Consider the following 18828-nt stretch of genomic DNA (forward strand, 5'->3'; position numbering starts at 1 on the left):
ATGAAGTTGAACTGCACTCACTTCCTTGGTGCCTTCGTGCATATCGCCACGCGTACCGGCATCGAGACGACGCAGGACGAGCTGCGCCGCGCCTATGCGCTGGTGGAAGACGAGGCCCCGGCCGATACGCTGATCGGCATGGCGCGTGAGCTGGGCATAGAGCTGCGCCCGATGCAGATCGAATGGCGCGCAATCACCCAGTTGCAGGGCGCGTTCCCGGCGATGCTGATGCTGCGCGACGGCAGTTTCCTCATCGCGGAGGGCATGGTGGCGGATACGCCGCAAGGCCCGGTCATCCTCGCGCGGGACGCGGGCGCGGGGGCGGACGAAGTGGACATCGCGCTCGATCAGCAACGGTTCGAGCGGCTGTGCACCGGCGACGTGATCCTCGCCAAGCGGCGCTACCGCCTGAATGAGAGCGCCCAGCCTTTCAGCATGCGCTGGATCGTCTCGCAATTGCTGCTCGAAAAGACGGTGCTGCGCGACATCGGCCTCGCATCGATCATTACGACTATTTTCTCGCTGTTTCCGCCGGTTCTCTCGATGATCGTGCTCGATCGGGTGATGGTGAACCACAGCTATTCGACGCTGGCGGTGATGTGCGGCGCGGTGGTGTTGCTGATCGTGTTCGAGATGATCGCAGGCTATTCGCGGCGGCTCTATATGGAGGTGATGGCGACCCGCATAGACGGGCGCCTCAGCCTTTATCTGCTAGACCGGATGCTCAGCCTCCCGCTCGATTTTTTCGAGCGCAACCCCACCGGCCTCATCCAGTCCAAGTTGAGCAAGATCTACCAGATCCGCAGTTTCCTCACCGGCAAGCTGCTGCAAACCGGGCTCGATCTGGTTGTGGTCGCGATTGTGGTGCCGATCCTGTTCTACCTCAACTGGGTGCTGACGCTGACGGTGCTGGGCCTCGCCTGCATGCTCGCGCTCATCGTCTATTATTATGCCGAGGTGGTCGGCAAGCGGTTCAAGGCGGTTGTCGCGGCAGAGCAGCGCAAAAACACCCATCTGGTCGAGAGCATATACGGCATCAAGACCATCAAATCGCTCGCGCTCGAAGGGCGCAGGCGCGGGGAATGGGACGCGCGGGTTGCGCAATCCGTCGAGGCGCGGTTCGCGCTGGGCCGCACCGCCAATATCCCGCAGACCATCTCCGTGCCGTTCGAGCGGCTGATCTTTTCGGGCACGTTCCTGTTGGGCGCCTATCTTACGTTGGTGGACCCCAGCGCCTTTCAGGCCGGCTCGCTGATGGCGTTCATCATGCTCGGCAATCGTGCGACCCAGCCGATCATCCAGCTTGCACAGCTGATGCAGGACTATGGCGAGATCAAGGAAGCGATCGAGGAAGTCGGCTCGGTGGTGAACGCCCAGCCAGAGCAGACGCGCATCGGCACCGGCCTGCGCCAGCCGATCTCCGGCCAGCTCACCTTTTCCGATGTCAGCTTTCGCTATGCGCCAGGCGCGCCGCTTGCGCTCGATGACGTGAGCTTCGAGGTGCCGACCGGCACGTTCCTTGGCGTCATGGGGCGCTCCGGCTCCGGCAAGACGACGATCACGCGCCTGTTGCAGGGGCTGAACCCTCAGTACGAGGGCATCATCAAGGTCGATGGCATGGACCTGCGCGAGATCGACTTGCAGCATCTGCGCACCTGCATCGGCGTGGTGGGGCAGGAGAATTTCCTGTTCAGCGGCACGATCCGCGAGAATATCGGCATCGCCAAGCCGCATGCCAGCTTTTCCGAGATCGTGCGCGTCGCTCAGCTCGCGGGTGCCGAGGAGTTTATCGAGCGCCTGCCCCAAGGCTATGACACGATGCTCTCCGAAGGCGCGGCGAACCTGTCGGGCGGCCAGCGCCAGCGCCTCGCCATCGCGCGCGCGCTGATCCTCGATCCGCCGATCCTGATCCTCGACGAGGCGACATCGGCGCTCGACGCGGAATCAGAAGCCATCATCAACGCCAACCTGATGCGCATTGCGCAGGGCCGCACGATCATCTGCGTGTCGCACCGGCTCGCGATGCTGGTGGCGGCGGACAATATCCTGGTTCTGGAGAAGGGGCGGCTGGACGACATCGGATCGCACCAGGAGCTGCTCCGTCGCAACGAGATCTATCAGCACATGTGGCACACGCAAAACCGTTCAACCGAGGTAATGAACTTTGACCGCATCGCAATCCCTCATCATCAGTAGTCCGGGCGGAGCGGCCAACCCGGTCGCGGTGTTCCAGTCGGAAACGCAGGCCGTGATGGCGCGCGCGCTGCCGGCACGCCAGATCAGCTTCATGTATGTGCTTTCGGGCATGCTGCTGCTTTCGGTGCTGCTGATGGCGGTGGTGTCTCTCGACCGCGTGGTCGAGGGCAGCGGCAAGATCGTTCCGCTCGATGGATCGTTGTTCGTCCAGCCGCTGGATCGCTCGATCATCCGCGAGATCAAGGTGCGCGAGGGGCAGGTCGTGCGCAAGGGTCAGGTGCTCGCCACAATGGACCCTACCTTCGCCAAGGCCAATCTCGACCAATATGAGCTGCGCGGCGTCGCCAACCGGGCGATGGTGGAGCGGCTGCAGGCCGAGGTCGATGGCCGGCCATATGCGCCGTCCAGACAGGACGCGGACTCAGAGCTGCAGATGAGCATCTATAACCAGCGGCAGGCGGAACTGCGCCAGTCGCTCACCGAGTTCGACGCCCGCATCTCCGCACTCCGCACGTCTGAGGCACGCGCCAGCACCAACGCCAGCAACTATGACCAGCAACTCGCCATCGCCACGCGGATCAAGGACATGCGCTCAGAGCTGGAGGCCAAGGGCTTCGGCTCCAAGCTCAACACGATGATCGCCACGTCAGACCGCACATCGGTGCAGCGGCAGATGCAGGAAAGCCAGCATGAGGCCGCGCAGATCCGCAGCGAGATCGCCGCCCTGCGCGCCCAGCGCGAGGCTTATGTCAGCAAATGGCGCAACGATGCAGGCCTCCAGCTCGCCACCGCGCGGCGCCAACTCAATGACGACAAGGGCGAGGCCACCAAGGCGCGCAGGTTCAGCGACTATATCACCCTCGTCGCGCCGGAGGATGGCGTGGTGCTGGATATTGGCGAGGCATCGATCGGCTCCATCGTCGATCCGGGCCAGAGCCAGAAACCTTTGTTCACGATCACCCCGATCAGGGGGCGTCTGGAGGCCGAAATCGCGGTGCAAAGCAAGGACATCGGCTTTATCGAGCGCGGCCAGAAGGTCACGGTCAAGCTCGATGCCTATGATTTCCTCCGCCACGGCACGGCGCAGGGCGTCATCACCTCGATCAGCGAGGGCAGCTTCACGCAGGATGCCGACGGGCGTGCAACCGCGCCCTATTTCAAGGTTCTGGTGCGGATCGACAAGCCGAGCCTCACCAATGTGCCCGCCGATTTCCGGCTGATCCCCGGCATGACACTCACGGGAGACATTCTCATCGGCAAACGCACCATTCTTTCCTACTTCCTGAGCGGCGCGCAACGCGCCTCCTCCGAAGCCATGCGGGAGCCGCAATGATGGTGAGCATCAAGGATCTGTTCCTCAGGCGCGCCAAGCCCGCGCCCCTGCCGACGGCGGCAGAGCTGGACGCGGCGTTCCTCGGCAAGGACTTTGCCACCGCGATCCCGCTAACGCGCAGGCTGGCCGAAAGCGGCGACGCGGCCGCGCACTATCGGCTTGGCGAAGTGTTTGAATATGGCCTTGGCGTGTTGCAGGATTTTGCGCAGGCGCTCGATCATTATGAGCGGGCCGCCGAGGCGGGCTATGCGGATGCGTGGGCGAAGCTCGGTGATTTCTATCTCGCTGGCCGGGGCGCGCGCGCCAGCGAAGCGCCGGGCGGCAGCGCCAACCGCCTGCTCGACATGCTGTCTGTGAGGCCCGATCATGACAAGGCGCTGCACTGGAACCGCAAGGCGGCGGAGGCAGGGCTGGCGAGCGGGCAGGCGCACCTTGCCCTCCAGTATATATACGGCCTTGGCGTCGCCGCAGACCGGCGCGAGGCGGAGGGTCTGCTGCTGACAGCGGCGGACAAGGGCAGCGTCATCGCCCAGCGGTGCCTTGGCATGCTCTATGCCGGCGGCGAGGGCGAACCGGCGCAATATGACCTTGCCGAGCACTGGTTCCGCGCGGCGAGCGACGCTGGCGACGCGGCGGCCTGTCTGGCGCTGAGCCTGCTCATCATCAACGGCCATGCGACAAGCGGCACGCATCAGGATGCCCACCGCCTGCTTACCAAGGCAGCAGACGAAGGCCATGTGGAGGCCATGCTCTATCTGGGCAGCCTCTACCGCGATGGCCTCGGCACGCCCAGGGATCTGAGCGCCGCCGAGACATGGTTCCGCCGTGCGTCTGTGCGCGGCAACCGCAATGCGACGCTTTCTTTGGGTTTCCTGCTCACCGAAGCGATGGAACCGCGCGATTATATCTCCGGCGCCAGCGTGTTTCGCGAGGCAGCGGAACAGGGCGATGCTGTCGGGCAATATGTGCTCGGCAAGCTCTATCTCGCCGGGCTGGGCGTGCCGCAGGATGACGGCAAAGCCTTCGGCTGGATCGCGCAAGCCGCGGATCAGGATATGGTGCAGGCGGTCGAGACTTTGGCGGCGCTCCATGCGGGCGGGCGCGGCGTGGAGCAGGATACGGCCAGAGCCATCGCCCTGTTCGAACGGGCAGCAGCAGAGGGCAGCGTCGATGCGCCCTATCACATCGCGATGCTCATGCTGGAAGCGGGCAACGACACGCCGGAGATCATCACGCTGCTGAAAGACGCCGCAGCGCGCGGCAGCCACGCCGCCTGCATCCAGCTCGGCATCATATCTGCCGGGCGCGAAGACTATGCCGCCGCCGCGCGTCAGTATCACAAGGCCACTGAGCTTGGTTCGGCGGACGGCCTGTTCAACCTCGCCTTCCTGCGCCTGCGCGGGCTGGACCCTGCGCCCGCCGACACCCGCTCCGGCATCGCGCTGCTTGAGGCAGCGGCGGACGAGGGGCACGGCCCGTCGCTCTGGGCGCTGCACAACCTCTATGCCGATGGCGACTATGTCGCGCGCGATGATGCCAAGGCCCGCCATTGGCACGAGCGCGCCATGGCCCACGCCGGCACCCCCGCAGACCAGCCCGACGCTCAGCCAGAACCGGAGTCCCTTTTGCAATGAACATGGTGCGTGATGTGCTGAAAGAATTCAGCTTCGATGAATATATTGAGACGAACTCTGATCTCGCCGCGCATTTCAGTGGCCGCGACCGTGATGAGATATTCAACCATTTCAAAGAGTTCGGCATTATAGAGCGGCGCGGCATCCACCTCAGTGACTATGTGAATATCGAGGGAGTACTCTGCTCCGACAAGGGCGATTTCTTCATCACCGGCTGGGCGGATCGTCGTATCTTCCAGACAATCGATATCACGGTGCAGGTGGGCTACGTCAAATATCGGTTCGCCGAGGCCGAGCCATGCTGGTATGATCGGGTCGACGTCAACACTGTGCTGGGCGATCATGACCAGCCTTCGGGCTTCTGTGTGCTGCTGCGCGTGGACGACGCTGAAGCCTTCCTGATCCACTCGGCGTTATCTGTCTCGATCAATGGCGTGGCTCTCTTTCAGCAGAACATTGCCCGCTGGCTCTCGACCGAGCGTTTCCTGCACGATGCGCTGGGCGCCTGCGCGATCCTGTCCGATCGCCCGATCGGTGAAACGCTCGGCTCGGCCAAGCGGCTGCACCGTCAGTTCCTGCCGATCTGGCAGCGTGTGATCGGAGGGATGAAGTTCGCGAGGCTGCTTTCGGTGGACACAGAGCGCAAGGTGCGCACCAGCATCGTCATAACCATCTATCGCAAGGCGGACATGCTGCTCGTGCAATTGTCGGAGCTGGCCGAATTTCTGGAGCGCGCGGCGGTGGAGCTGGTCATCGTCCTCAATGATGTGGACAACGCAGCAACGCTGGCCGAAGAGGTAATGGCCTTCTGCCAGATCCACCCGATTGCGATCTCGCTCTATCAATGCAGCGGCAATTCCGGCTTTTCGGCGGGCAATAATTTCGGCGCGAGCGTGGCGCGCGGCAATGTGCTGGTCTTCATGAACCCGGATGTATTCCCGCCGCTGGACAATGCCGAAGGCTCGCTCGCCTTCCTGCTCAGCGATCCGGGCGATGGCTTGCACGGTGCGATGCTCTATTATGGCGACGGCCTGCTGATGCATTCCGGCATGTATGTGGTGCAGGATCTGGTGAGCCATGCCAGCACAGGCGTCGGCCATGCGCTGCGGGTCGAGCATTTCGGCAAGGGACTGACGCTCGATATCGACGCGGACAAGAAAGCCGTGTCGCAAGCGGTCAACGCCATTCCCCAACAAATTTGTATCCCCAGCGCAGCCTTGTGGAAAATCCGCAAAAAGCAGTTCGCCAAGATGGGCGGCCTCTCCACCGATTATATCTACGCCTATTATGAAGACGCCGCCTTCGGGCTGGAGGCGCTGAAGGCAGGCGTGGCGGTGACGATCGACACCAGCGCACGCTGGATTCACATGGAGGGCGTCGGCAAATCCATGCCCCCGCATGTGCGCAGCTTCATGTGGCTCAACCGTGCGCACTTCTCCGAAACCTATGCGGATACGCCGCATGTTGTCGACACTCTGATGGATCACTCGCTGCTATGACCCGCCCAAAGCTCAAATATCTTACCGTTGCGCTCTATCACCCCCGCGTGATGAAGGGCGGCGCGCAATATGTCGCCAAGGATCTGCACGATATGGCTGCGGCGGACGATGGCTTCGACGCCGTGCTGCTCGCCGGGATAGACGGGCGCATGTTCCCGCAATATGTCAGGGTCGGCTCGGTCATCAGCGCCCTGCCGGAGACAGAAAACGAATATATTCTCGGCGGCTTCAAGTTCGACGATTTCTATCATGTCGTCCATGATCCGCGCCGCAACAAGATGCTCGCACGCTTTCTGGAGGATCACCAGCCCGACGTGATCCACATCCATCATTCGCTGTGGGTGGGGCTGGAGTTCATCGAGCTGTGCCGCAAGGTGCTGCCCAATGTGAAGATCGTCTACACGCTGCACGAATATCTCGCCATGTGCTATTCGCAGGGGCAGCTGTTCCGCTATCATGAGCGCGCGATCTGCCATCAGGCCGCGCCGGATCAGTGCGTGAAATGCTTCCCCGATCGTTCGGTGGAGGAATTCACCTTGCGCAAGCGGTTTTTCCAGCGCGCATTTTCCAAGGTCGATCATTTCGTGTCGCCATCCGCCTATCTGGCGGAGCGGTTCATCGAATGGGGCATCCCGCGTGACAAGATGTCCGTCATCCCCAACGGCCACAGGACGAGCCGCCCGGCGGGCTGGCAGGCCGCGCATAGCGAAAAACTCAATGTTTTCGGGTACTTCGGTCAGTTTGTCGACGCCAAGGGGATCGACGTTCTCCTACAGGCGGCGCGCGTGGCGGCGGAAGGGTCCGACACTCCGGTCGAGGTCAAGATCTTCGGCGGCAACAAGAGCCACGCCAGCCCAGACTATCTTCTCCGCATTGAAAAAGCCCTCGATAACGCCCCCGAAAACCTGCGCGTAACCGAAATGGGCGCCTATTCCCGCGAGAATGTCTTCGACCTGATGAACAGCGTCGACTGGGTGGTCGTGCCTTCCGTCTGGCCTGAAACATTCGGGCTGGTGGTATCCGAGGCATGGGAGGCGCGGCGGCCGATCCTCGCCTCGCGCGCCGGCGGCCTGATCGAGCGGATCGAGCACGGCAAGAACGGCCTCAGCTTCGCGCCCGGCAGCGTATCGGGCCTCGCCCAGCTGATGACGCAGTGCATCGGCAACGCCGCCCTGTGGGAGTCGATCTCCACACAGGTGGAAGACGAAATCTCGCTCGATCTCGCCTGGTCGCGCCATGTCGACCTCGCCCAATTGCTCATGGCACCGGCCCAAGCGCGGCCTCAGATCGCGCTCGCCGGATAGGAAGGATGCTTCGATGACCACAATTCTCTATATTCTCGGCTCCACCCGGTCCGGCACCTCGGCGTTGCGCAACGCGATCGCAGGCACGCGCTACAAGGGCTATGGCGAGGGGCACCTCGTGCCGATCCTGTCGGAGATCATCGCCTCGGTGCGCCGCAATGGCCAATCCGGCATCGGCGCGAATATACCCGGTAACGGACTTTCCAGCCTCAAGCCCGACGATCTGATCAAGACATTGTTCGCAGGGTATGAGGCATATCTCGCCGATCAGCTCAAGGCGACGCATATCGTCGACAAGACGCCGACCATCGCCCCGATCTTCGCCGCGCCCGATCTGGCGGCATATCACAGCAAGGCCAAATTCATTCACTGCTCCCGCCGCCACCTGGACAACATCCAGTCCAAAGTGAAGAAATTCCCGGACAAGTCGCTGGAAAACCATGCCCGCGAATGGACAGACTGTCATCAGGCGTGGTTCGCCGCGCGTAATACTCTGGAGGCGCAGGGACAGGATTTTCTGGAGATCAACTTTTACGAGATGGCTGCCGACCCGGCGGGGGCAGCGAAAAAGATCGGCGACTATCTGGAACTGGATGACGCAGAAATCACGTATGTTGAGAGCTATCTTCTGTCTCAGCGCCCGCAGGCGAACAAGGACCGAGACCTTACCCAGTTCCTGAAATTGAGCGAGTTGCCGTGGGATGACGCCGACAAACGCCGTTTCGTTGAGATAACATCCCATGTCGGCAGCACGCTGGGATACGGGCTGGAGCATTATTTTCAGGCTTAGTGGAGCAGTTTACGATCAGATCGGAAACTGCTTTAGAGCGCAAGGAAATCCTAGCTTTACAGGATCGATTGCCCCGTCTTCGCCCAATCCGCCACAAAGCCAGCGATGCCCTTGTCAGTCAAGACATGGTTGAACAGGGACTTGATGACCGCAGGCGGCGCGGTCATCACATCGGCGCCGATCTTTGCGGACTGCAAAATGTGGACCGGGTGGCGTACGCTCGCCACCAGTATTTCGGTTCCGAAATCATAATTGTCATAGATCTGGCGGATGTCTTCGATCAGTTGAATACCGTCGAAGCCGTTGTCATCGTGCCGCCCGACGAACGGCGAGACGAAGCTTGCCCCCGCCTTCGCCGCCAGCAGCGCCTGATTGGCCGAGAAGCAGAGCGTTACGTTGACCTGCGTTCCGTCTGACGTCAGCGCCTTGCAGGTCTTCAGGCCATCAACGGTCAACGGCACCTTGATGCAGACATTGTCCGCCAGCTTGCGCAGAACCTCCGCCTCTTTCATCATCGTTTCATGATCGAGCGCGACAACCTCGGCCGAGACCGGGCCATCGACGATCGCGCAGATTTCCTTCACCACCTCCAGAAACTGCCGCCCGGATTTGGCGATCAGCGAAGGGTTTGTCGTCACGCCATCGAGCAGGCCAGTGGCGGCGAGATCACGGATGTCGGCAGTGTCTGCGGTATCGACGAAGAATTTCATGGAATGTGGCCCCCGGCGGCTGAATGGAATCGAGTCGCGTCAGGCTATAGCCGCATACCCTGTATTTCTACATCAGATTCCCGGCTGTGAACGCGGCAATCAGCACCGGATCCCCTGTCGAGCGCGGATCGGCGCGGATCGCCATCTCCTCCTTGCCCATTTCCGCGAAGATCGCATTGGATGCCTTGCGAGTCACATCGTCTCGCAGGCCGGCGAAATCGATGCCTGTCGCCACCCTGAGCGCCTCCGTCACCGCCTGATTGTCAAACAGCTTCAGTCCATCGTCCACGCCCGGTAGCATGGCCGATATCAGCGCGGTGCCCATATGCTGCTGCAACAGGTTGGTGGCCGCCGGGGTGCCAACCGCCTTGATGATCGCGGCGGCGTCCTGCGGCGATGTAGACATGATCGCATCCGCAATCACGGGCGCGGCGCGCTCTGCCCCTTTTTCAGCGGCGCGGTTGACTTGGCGTAACAGCCGGTCACGCACCACACTGCTCAGCAGCACACGAGAGAGGAGCGAGCCGCCGCCGCTGCCGCCCAGTTGATCTGGCAAAGTGATCCGCGCAATCTGGCTGTCGTAGAAGCCGCCCGGCGCCATCAACCGCGCCAGCGCCCGCTGGGACGAGAGCGAGAGCAGCCGTCGGATCGCTTCCGTAAGGCTAAAGCCCAGCCCTTGCGAACATCCACTCACAGCCAGCAGCGCCAGCGCCGAGCCGCCACTCAGAAATTGCCTGCGTTCCATTGTTCTCTCCCACTCTTGCTCTGGCCGAATTCTGTTTCTTTTGCCCGCAAAAGGGAAGCGGGTTTTTATTGTGTGCGCAGTCTTTACATAGTCATCATGACTCGCGTCCGTGTACTCACCCTGAACGCCGCGCTGGGGCCGCTCGATTATCGGGTGCCGCCGGGGCTGGAAGGCGATGTCCTGCCGGGCAGCATTGTCGAGGTGCCGCTCGGCCCGCGCCGTATCATTGGCGTCGTGTGGGATCAGGAACGCCTGCCAGACGACTCGGAGGTGCCAGACGCGAAGCTGCGCCCGATCTTCGCGGCGTTGCCCGTGCCGCCCATACCCGCGCCGCTGCGGCGGCTGGTGGAGTGGGTGGCGGACTATTACATGGCGCCGCTTGCCGCCGTGCTGAGGATGGCGATGCCCGCCGGCGTGGCGGTGGGCGAGCGGGTGATCACGGAATATAGGCTTTCCGATACATCGCCCGCCCGCCTTACGCCCCAACGGGCGCAGGCGCTGGAGCGGATCGGCGAATTTCAGGCATCAGTCAGCGAGCTGGCCGAGAAGGCGGAGGTTTCCGTTGCCGTTATCCGCGGTCTGATCAAGGCAGGCGCGCTGGAGGCGATCGAAACAAGCGCCGACGCGCCCTACCCCGCGCCCCTGCCCACACATGCCGCGCCTTCCCTTAATGGGGAGCAGCACGCCGCCGCCAACAGGATCATACAGGCGGTGGACGCGCAGCAGTTCCAAACCTTCCTGCTCGATGGCGTCACCGGATCGGGCAAGACAGAGGTCTATTTCGAGGGGATCGCACAAGCGGTGCGCACAGGCGGTCAGGTGCTGGTCCTCCTGCCCGAAATCGCGTTGACCCAGCCCTTTCTCAAGCGCTTCGAGGCCCGCTTTGGCGTGGCGCCCACTCCATGGCACAGCGGCCTCAAGCAAAGCGAGCGGCGGCGGGCGTGGAGCGCAGTGGCCCGCGGGCAGGCGCAGGTTGTGGTCGGTGCGCGTTCGGCCTTGTTCCTGCCCTTCCCTCAGCTGAGTCTGCTCGTGGTGGACGAGGCGCACGAGACGAGCTTCAAGCAGGAGGACGGCGTACGTTATCACGCGCGCGACGTGGCCGTGATGCGCGGCAAGTTTGAGGAGTGCCCGGTCGTCCTCGCCACCGCTACGCCCGCCCTCGAAACCCGGCACCAGGTGAGCCTCGGCCGCTATGAGGAGATCAAACTGGCCGCGCGTTTTGGCGGAGCGCAGTTGCCGGAGATCACCGGCATAGACCTGCTCGAAACTCCACCGGACCGGCAACGCTGGATCGCCCCGCCGCTTGTCGCTGCGATAGACGAGACATTCGAAAAGGGCGAGCAGGCGCTGCTCTTTCTCAACCGCCGCGGCTATGCGCCGCTCACGCTCTGCCGCCATTGCGGATACCGCATCCAGTGCCCGCACTGCACAAGCTGGATGGTGGAACACAAGATCACGCACCGCCTGGCCTGCCACCATTGCGGCCATGTGATGCCCAGCCCGCGTGCCTGCCCTGAGTGCAAGGAGGAAGACGCTCTCGTTGCCTGCGGCCCCGGCGTGGAGCGCATTGCCGACGAGGCAAAGGCGCTGTTTCCGCAAGCGCGCACTGCCATCGTCACTTCAGATACGTTGTGGTCTCCTGAGAAAGTGGCAGAGTTCGTCGCCTCTGTGGAGGCAGGCGCTGTCGACATCATCATCGGCACACAGCTCGTCACCAAAGGCTATCACTTTCCCAATCTCACGCTCGTCGGTGTGATCGATGCCGATCTGGGCCTTGAGGGCGGAGATTTGCGTGCGGCGGAGCGCTGTTTTCAGCAGATCAGCCAGGTCGCAGGCCGTGCGGGGCGCGCCACCAAACCGGGCCGCGTGCTGATCCAGACTCGCATGATGGGTGCGGGCGTCATCAAGGCGCTGCTATCAGGCGACGCAGAGCGCTTTTATGCAGCAGAAGCTGAAAGTCGGCGTCATGCCGAAGCGCCGCCTTATGGCCGCTATGCCGCGATCATCGTCTCCAGTGAAAGCGCAGACGCAGCCGCCGAGACTGCGCGCAGGCTGGGCAGGGCCGCGCCACAGCGCGATGGCCTCCACGTCTATGGCCCCGCGCCCGCACCGCTCGCACAGCTCAGGGGGCGGTGGCGGCATCGCCTATTGGTCCACGCTGCGCGAACGACCAATGTACAGGGGGTGATCCAGCACTGGCTGGGATCGGTTAATTGGCCAACGTCTGTGCGGGTGAATGTAGACATCGATCCGTACAGCTTCCTCTGATGGGCGCCGCCCTCCGCGCACCGCAGAATCGCCACATCTCGTCGTGATCGGTTCGCTCTCCGCAGATCTATTACTTTTTATATCAATTGCTTATGCGGAGTAACCATTTTCTCTAGCGTTTCGATAGAATTTTGACTCGCGCTCCATATATTTTCTATCTATTGAATAGACATTCGATTCGCAGTCACAACGGGGGTACTCATTCATGGACGCGATCTGGGAATATCTGCCGGTTCTTTTGCCGTTTATCGCAATCGGCTTTGCGGCACAGCTGATCGACGGCGCGCTTGGCATGGCTTATGGCGTGATCTCGACTACGCTCTTGCTCGCCATTGGCCTGCCACCCAAGGCCGCCTCAGCGGGGACGCATGCGGCGGAAACCTTTACCACCGCAATATCGGGCCTGAGCCACATTTATCATCGCAATGTGGACTGGCGGCTGTTCGCCCGGCTGGCTGTTCCCGGCATCATCGGTGGCGTGGCAGGCGCCTATCTGCTTTCCAATGTCGATAGCAGCGCGGTCAAGCCCTATGTGCAAAGCTATCTCATCGTCATCGGCCTGTGGCTGATCTGGCGCAGCACCCATGTGATCCAGCGTACAGGAGACCCCCGCATCGTTGCACCACTTGGCCTCTTCGGCGGCTTCCTCGATGCCACCGGCGGCGGCGGCTGGGGTCCGGTCGTCACCTCCAACCTGCTACTGCAAGGGTCCAACCCACGGATGACCATCGGCACTGTGAACACAGCCGAATTTCTGCTGACCCTCTCGATCAGCATCACGTTCCTCATCCATCTCGGTTGGGAGACGTTCACGACCGCTACTCTCGGCCTGCTGATCGGTGGTGTCGTCGCAGCGCCGCTGGGCGCAATGTTGGCGAAGCATATTCCAGCGAACCGGCTGCTATTGCTGGTCGGCGTGATACTGACGCTCACCTCGCTCTATGGCGTCGGCAAATCACTGGCGCTGATAGGCTGATCCCGCTTAACGCAGCGAAAACTAAAAGGGCGGGGACACTCCCCGCCCTTTCTTTATATCCATGACGCGAAAATCAGCGCTCGAAAAGCTTGTCGGCCTCTGCGCGCGCATCATAGGGCGCCGTGGTGGCCGCAGGAGCGGGGGCAGATGGCTCCGGGGCTTCCAATGCCTCATCCTCCAGCCGGTGCGCGTCATCACGTTCGCGCCTTAGCTCCTCGATCAGTGCAGCGCGTGCGCCATCAAGGCGCGTATCAGACGGCGCCTCAAGCCCGGCCTTCTTAGCCGCCTTGACGACGATAGCGTCCAGCTCGCGCTGCGAACACAGGCCGAGCGTGACAGGGTCTTTCGGCTGGATGTTGGAGATGTTCCAGTGCGAGCGGTCGCGGATCGCGGCGATGGTGGTACGCGTTGTGCCGATCAGGCGGCCGATGGCGCCATCGGTAATCTCCGGGTGGTTGCGCAGAATCCACGCGATGCCATCGGGCTTGTCCTGCCGCTTGGAAACCGGCGTATAGCGCGGGCCCTTGGTGCGGCGAGCGGGCTCATTGCCCTTGGCGATCTTCAGCGCATAATCGGGGTTGGCCTCGCCCTTCCTGATCTCGTCCTGCGTCAGCTCGTGCGCGCGCACAGGATCGCGCGGCGTGAAGCGCGTGCTCGCGGTTTCATCCGCGATCGCCTGAACCTCCAGCATGTGTAGGCCGCAAAACTCGGCGATCTGCGGGAAGGTGAGGCCAGTGTTTTCGATCAGCCATGCGGCAGTGGCGTGGGGCATCAGCGGGTGAGACATGGTCCATGCTCCGGAACTAAAAATGATAAGGGCCACCCATGCAGGGTGGCCTTCAGATGTCTGAGCTTAGGCGAAACGCGCGCTCAGGGCAAGGGGGAAGCGGTGCGGGCCTTATTGCGCAACCTTAAGCACGATCTTGCCGAAATGATCGCCCGCCTCCATCCGCGCATGGGCCTCGGCGGCATCTTCAAGCGCGAATATCCGGTCCATCGCGGGCCGCAGCTTGCCCTGCTCTACAAAGGGCCAGACATGCTGCGCGATCTCGTCTGCCACCAGCGCCTTGAACGTGTTTGATCGCGGGCGGAGCGTCGAGCCGGTGAGCGTAAGCCGCCGGGTCATGATATCGACGATGGATACCTGCGCCCGTGCGCCGCCCAGCACGGCGATGGAGACATGCCGCCCTTCGACATCCAGGCATTGCAGGTTGCGCGGAAGATACTCTCCCCCCACCATATCCAGTATTGCCTGACAGCCGCGCCCGTGGGTAATCTCTCTTACCGCCTCGACATAATCCTGAGTGCGATAGTTGATCGCATGATCCGCGCCCCATTGGCGCGCCTGGGCGCATTTCTCGTCCGAGCCGCAGGTGACGATGATCTTGACACCGAACAGGTTGCACAGGCGGATCGCCATCGTCCCGATGCCCGATGTGCCGCCATGCACCAGCACGACATCGTCCTCCACCGCATAGGCGCGCTCGAACAGGTTGGTCCACACGGTAAACAGCGTCTCCGGCAGCGCCGCCGCCTCGGTCATGTCATAGCCATCGGGCACGGGCAGGCATTGCCCGGCGGGCACCGCGACATACTCGGCATAGCCGCCACCGTTGCACAACGCACAAACCTTCTGCCCCAGCAGCGAAGGCTCCGCCTCCGCACCCAGTTGCACAACCTCGCCCGATACCTCCAGCCCCAGCAGCGGCGACGCGCCCGGCGGTGGAGGATATTTGCCCGCGCGCTGCAATGCGTCTGGCCGGTTAACCCCGGCGGCGTGGACACGGATCAACACCTCGTTATCCGCTGGCACTGGAATGGGCGCGCGAATGACGCCCAGCACATCCGGCCCGCCCGGCTTATCAAAGCCGATCGCCTGCATTTCCTTGGAGATCACTTCCAGCGACATACTGCCTTATTGACAGCGAGATCGAACGGGTCAACAGTCTCGCATATGGATATGGACGACAATGTTCCAAAAAGCGCGAACGATCCTCTCGCTTTGCTATTGAAGCAGGATCTCGATCCGCTCTCCGTTGCCGAACTGCATGAGCGCATTGCCTTGCTCGAAGGCGAAATAAATCGCACCCGCGCAAAAATAGACCTCTCTGTTAACCATAAGGCAAGCGCCGAGGCTCTATTCCGTAAATGACCGCGCGCGTATCCCCCTCCTTCCGCTTGGAAAATCGGGCCGGAGAGGAAAATGCGTTCGGGCAGGCACTTGAACCCCGGTTCAGGTGCGCCGACATAGTGGTGAATGGCATCCCGCATGGATGCCCGGAGAACGAATATGCCGTCCTTTGCCCCCGCCCTTGAAACCACGCTGCACAATGCGCTGGGCCACGCCGCAGAGCGCCATCATGAATATGCGACGCTGGAGCATCTGTTGCTCGCCCTCGTCGATGACGAGCACGCCTCGAAGGTGATGCAGGCCTGCGGGGTGGACATGGGCGAGCTGACCGACGCCGTCACCCATTATCTCGATACCGAGCTGGACAGCCTCAAGGTCGACAGCGATACCGACCCCTCGCCCACCAGCGGCTTTCAGCGCGTGGTGCAGCGCGCGATCCTGCATGTGCAATCTTCCGGCAAGGATGAGGTCACGGGCGCGAATGTGCTTGTCGCCCTGTTTTCCGAGCGCGAGAGCTATGCCGTCTATTTCCTGCAACAGCAGGATATGAGCCGCTTGGATGCCGTTTCCTTCCTTTCGCACGGTGTCGGCAAAGGCGTCACGTCGTCGCCGGAGCCGCAGCAGGTTAAATCCAGCGAAGAAGAAAAGAAGCAACAGCAGTCCAAGGACAAGAAGGACAGCGCGCTCGATCAGTTTACGGTGAACCTCAACGAAAAGGCGATGGAAGGAAAGGTCGATCCGCTGATCGGCCGCACTGCCGAAGTTGACCGCACGATCCAGATTCTCTGCCGCCGCTCCAAGAACAACCCGCTTTATGTGGGCGATCCCGGCGTGGGCAAGACGGCGATTGCGGAAGGCCTTGCCCGCAAAATCATCGAGGGTGATGTGCCCGATGTGCTGAAGCCTGCCGTCATCTACTCGCTCGACATGGGCGCGCTGCTTGCGGGCACGCGCTATCGTGGTGATTTCGAGGAGCGGCTGAAGGCGGTCGTCAACGAGCTGGAAAAAATGCCGGATGCGGTGCTGTTCATCGATGAGATCCATACAGTGATCGGCGCTGGAGCGACCTCAGGCGGCGCGATGGATGCGTCTAACCTGTTGAAGCCCGCCTTATCGGGCGGCACGATCCGCTGCATCGGCTCCACCACCTATAAGGAGTTCCGCAACCACTTCGAAAAGGATCGCGCGCTGCTGCGCCGGTTCCAGAAGATCGATGTAAACGAGCCGACAATCCCGGACACGATCAAGATCCTCACCGGCCTCAAGCCCAATTTCGAGGAGCATCATCATGTCCGCTACACGGCGGATGCCTTGAAAGCAGCGGTGGAGCTTTCCGCGCGCTACATCAATGATCGCAAGCTGCCAGACAAGGCGATCGACGTGATCGACGAGGTTGGCGCGATGCAGATGCTGGTGCCGCCGTCCAAGCGCAAGAAGGTTATCGGCCCGAAGGAGATCGAGCAGGTCATCTCCACAATGGCGCGTATCCCGCCCAAGACGGTGTCGAGTGACGACAAGACTGTGCTCGCCACCATTGAGCAGGATCTGAAGCGCGTCGTCTTCGGGCAGGACAAGGCTATCGAAGTGCTCAGCTCGGCCATCAAGCTCAGCCGCGCGGGCCTGCGCGATCCGGACAAGCCGATCGGCAACTATCTGTTCTCCGGCCCCACCGGCGTCGGCAAAACAGAGGTGGCGCGCCAGCTCGCGACCTTGCTCGGCATCCCGCTGCAGCGGTTCGATATGTCCGAATATATGGAGCGGCACTCGATTTCGCGGCTCATCGGCGCGCCTCCGGGCTATGTTGGCTATGATCAGGGCGGGCTGCTGACCGATGCGATCGACCAGAACCCGCATTGCGTGCTGCTGCTCGATGAGATCGAGAAGGCGCACCCGGATCTGTTCAACATCCTGCTGCAGGTGATGGACAATGGCCGCCTCACCGATCATCACGGCAAGACGGTGGATTTCCGCAACGTCATCCTCATCATGACGACCAATGCTGGCGCATCCGACATGGCGCGCGAGGGCATCGGCTTTGGCGATGTCATCAGCAAGGAGGACGCGAGCGACGAGGCGGTCAAGAAGCTGTTCACGCCGGAGTTCCGCAACCGCCTCGATGCGATCGTGCCGTTCGGATATCTGCCGACCGAAGTGGTTGCCCGCGTGGTCGACAAGTTCATCATCCAGCTGGAGCTGCAACTGGCCGATCGCGACGTGCACATCACCCTGTCGGACGATGCGCGCAAGTGGCTGACCGACAAGGGTTATGACAAGCTCTATGGCGCCCGCCCGATGGGCCGCCTGATGCAGGAGAAGATCAAACAGCCGCTCGCCGAAGAGCTGCTGTTCGGCAAGCTGGTGCATGGCGGCGAAGTGGTAGTCGGCCTTAAGGACGACGCGCTCACCTTCGAGGTCACGCCCGCTGCCCCGCGCACGGGCAAGCCCAAGAAGGACGGCGTTTCCAAAGGCAAAGGCAAAGTCGCAGCGAAGGCCAAGACATCCAAGCCGACGGCATGATGTTTCAACTGAACAATTTGTAAAAATCCAACGGGGCGGCGCTTGACAAAACGCCGCCCTTGTTCCCAATATGTTCTCCACCATTCCAGGAGAATCACCATGCCCGCCGATCTGATATTCTACACCAACCCCCAGTCACGCGGGCAGACCGTCCGCTGGATGGTGGAAGAAATCGGCGCGCCATATGAGACTGTGCTGCTCGAATACGGCACGACCATGAAAAGTGCCGAGTATCTGGCAATCAACCCGATGGGCAAGGTTCCCGCGTTGGCGCACAAGGGCACTGTCGTGACTGAGGCGCCAGCAATCTGCGCCTATCTGGCCGAGGCTTTCCCGGACGCGGGACTGAAACCAGACAGTGACGGGCTGGCAGATTACTTCCGCTGGCTGTTCTTCGCAGCCGGGCCGATCGAGGCGGCCTTCTCCAATCAGGCTGCGGGCTTTGTGCCGCCGGAAGACAAGCGGGCAACGTTTGGCTATGGCACTTTCGAGCTTGCGATTGAGACGCTGGAAGGTGCTGTAACGGGCAAACGCTTCATCGCGGGGCACAGTTTCAGTGCAGCCGATGTGTATGTCGGATCGATGATCAACTTTCTGAGGGACTGTCAGGATTTCCGTGTGTGGGCGGGTATAATGGGGAAGAAGGAGACCCACTATGTCCCGACGCAAGGAGCCGTTGATTCCGGCTGATTTACTCGACCAACTGCTCGCTGGCGGCGATGCCG

Annotated in this window: 15 protein-coding genes; 11 read left to right on the top strand and 4 right to left on the bottom strand. The window is 61.9% G+C overall.

What is annotated here, in order from left to right:
* From EQG66_RS08260 to EQG66_RS08285, 6 genes are read left to right on the top strand one after another with little or no spacing between them, the layout of a single operon-like run.
* Positions 1-2196, top strand: coding sequence for a peptidase domain-containing ABC transporter (locus EQG66_RS08260; RefSeq protein WP_129404122.1), 2196 nt, complete (start codon positions 1-3; stop codon positions 2194-2196).
* Positions 2165-3529 carry an HlyD family type I secretion periplasmic adaptor subunit gene (locus tag EQG66_RS08265; protein ID WP_129404123.1) on the top strand — a complete coding sequence of 455 codons (1365 nt, stop codon included), beginning with the start codon at positions 2165-2167 and terminating at the stop codon, positions 3527-3529. The genes EQG66_RS08260 and EQG66_RS08265 overlap by 32 nt, the downstream gene beginning before the upstream one ends.
* Positions 3526-5163 carry a tetratricopeptide repeat protein gene (locus tag EQG66_RS08270; RefSeq protein WP_129404124.1) on the top strand — a complete coding sequence of 546 codons (1638 nt, stop codon included), beginning with the start codon at positions 3526-3528 and terminating at the stop codon, positions 5161-5163. Before EQG66_RS08265 ends, EQG66_RS08270 begins: the two co-directional genes overlap by 4 nt.
* Positions 5160-6662 (top strand): glycosyltransferase family 2 protein, encoded by a 1503-nt coding sequence (locus tag EQG66_RS08275; RefSeq protein WP_129404125.1) that lies wholly within the window; start codon positions 5160-5162, stop codon positions 6660-6662. Before EQG66_RS08270 ends, EQG66_RS08275 begins: the two co-directional genes overlap by 4 nt.
* Positions 6659-7966 carry a glycosyltransferase gene (locus tag EQG66_RS08280; protein ID WP_129404126.1) on the top strand — a complete coding sequence of 436 codons (1308 nt, stop codon included), beginning with the start codon at positions 6659-6661 and terminating at the stop codon, positions 7964-7966. Before EQG66_RS08275 ends, EQG66_RS08280 begins: the two co-directional genes overlap by 4 nt.
* Positions 7967-7979: 13 nt before the next feature.
* On the top strand, positions 7980-8756 hold the full coding sequence (locus tag EQG66_RS08285) for a sulfotransferase (RefSeq protein WP_164975634.1): 777 nt from the start codon (positions 7980-7982) through the stop codon (positions 8754-8756).
* A gap of 56 nt (positions 8757-8812) precedes the next feature.
* On the opposite strand, the gene fsa is transcribed toward EQG66_RS08285, so the two are convergent.
* Both fsa and EQG66_RS08295 read right to left on the bottom strand, forming a co-directional pair.
* Positions 8813-9466 (bottom strand): fructose-6-phosphate aldolase, encoded by a 654-nt coding sequence (gene fsa, locus EQG66_RS08290; protein WP_129404128.1) that lies wholly within the window; start codon positions 9464-9466, stop codon positions 8813-8815.
* Positions 9467-9533: 67 nt separating this feature from the next.
* A complete protein-coding gene (locus tag EQG66_RS08295; protein ID WP_129404129.1) occupies positions 9534-10211 on the bottom strand; it encodes a DUF4197 domain-containing protein in 678 nt (225 codons plus the stop codon).
* Between the two features lie 96 nt (positions 10212-10307).
* Between EQG66_RS08295 and EQG66_RS08300 the strand changes: the two genes are divergently transcribed.
* On the top strand, positions 10308-12479 hold the full coding sequence (locus tag EQG66_RS08300) for a primosomal protein N' (protein ID WP_181951793.1): 2172 nt from the start codon (positions 10308-10310) through the stop codon (positions 12477-12479).
* Positions 12480-12684: 205 nt separating this feature from the next.
* Positions 12685-13455 carry a sulfite exporter TauE/SafE family protein gene (locus EQG66_RS08305; RefSeq protein WP_129404130.1) on the top strand — a complete coding sequence of 257 codons (771 nt, stop codon included), beginning with the start codon at positions 12685-12687 and terminating at the stop codon, positions 13453-13455.
* Positions 13456-13528: 73 nt separating this feature from the next.
* Here EQG66_RS08305 and EQG66_RS08310 read toward each other — a convergent pair whose 3' ends face one another.
* Both EQG66_RS08310 and EQG66_RS08315 read right to left on the bottom strand, forming a co-directional pair.
* Positions 13529-14227 (bottom strand): DUF1013 domain-containing protein, encoded by a 699-nt coding sequence (locus tag EQG66_RS08310; RefSeq protein WP_129404142.1) that lies wholly within the window; start codon positions 14225-14227, stop codon positions 13529-13531.
* Between the two features lie 126 nt (positions 14228-14353).
* Positions 14354-15364 carry an NAD(P)H-quinone oxidoreductase gene (locus tag EQG66_RS08315; RefSeq protein ID WP_129404131.1) on the bottom strand — a complete coding sequence of 337 codons (1011 nt, stop codon included), beginning with the start codon at positions 15362-15364 and terminating at the stop codon, positions 14354-14356.
* A gap of 45 nt (positions 15365-15409) precedes the next feature.
* On the opposite strand from EQG66_RS08315, the gene EQG66_RS08320 reads away from it, so the two are divergent.
* The 3 genes from EQG66_RS08320 to EQG66_RS08330 all read left to right on the top strand — a co-directional run bounded on the left by EQG66_RS08320 (position 15410) and on the right by EQG66_RS08330 (position 18793).
* Positions 15410-15607: a DUF1192 domain-containing protein gene (locus EQG66_RS08320; RefSeq protein WP_129404132.1), complete on the top strand. Its 198-nt coding sequence runs from the start codon at positions 15410-15412 to the stop codon at positions 15605-15607.
* A gap of 138 nt (positions 15608-15745) precedes the next feature.
* On the top strand, positions 15746-18103 hold the full coding sequence (gene clpA, locus EQG66_RS08325; protein WP_129404133.1) for an ATP-dependent Clp protease ATP-binding subunit ClpA: 2358 nt from the start codon (positions 15746-15748) through the stop codon (positions 18101-18103).
* Between the two features lie 99 nt (positions 18104-18202).
* Positions 18203-18793: a glutathione S-transferase family protein gene (locus tag EQG66_RS08330; RefSeq protein ID WP_129404134.1), complete on the top strand. Its 591-nt coding sequence runs from the start codon at positions 18203-18205 to the stop codon at positions 18791-18793.
* The last annotated feature ends 35 nt before the right edge of the window (positions 18794-18828 follow it).

It is taken from the genome of Sphingobium fluviale (assembly GCF_004122115.1).
In the GTDB taxonomy this organism is placed as follows: Bacteria; Pseudomonadota; Alphaproteobacteria; order Sphingomonadales; family Sphingomonadaceae; genus Sphingobium; species Sphingobium fluviale.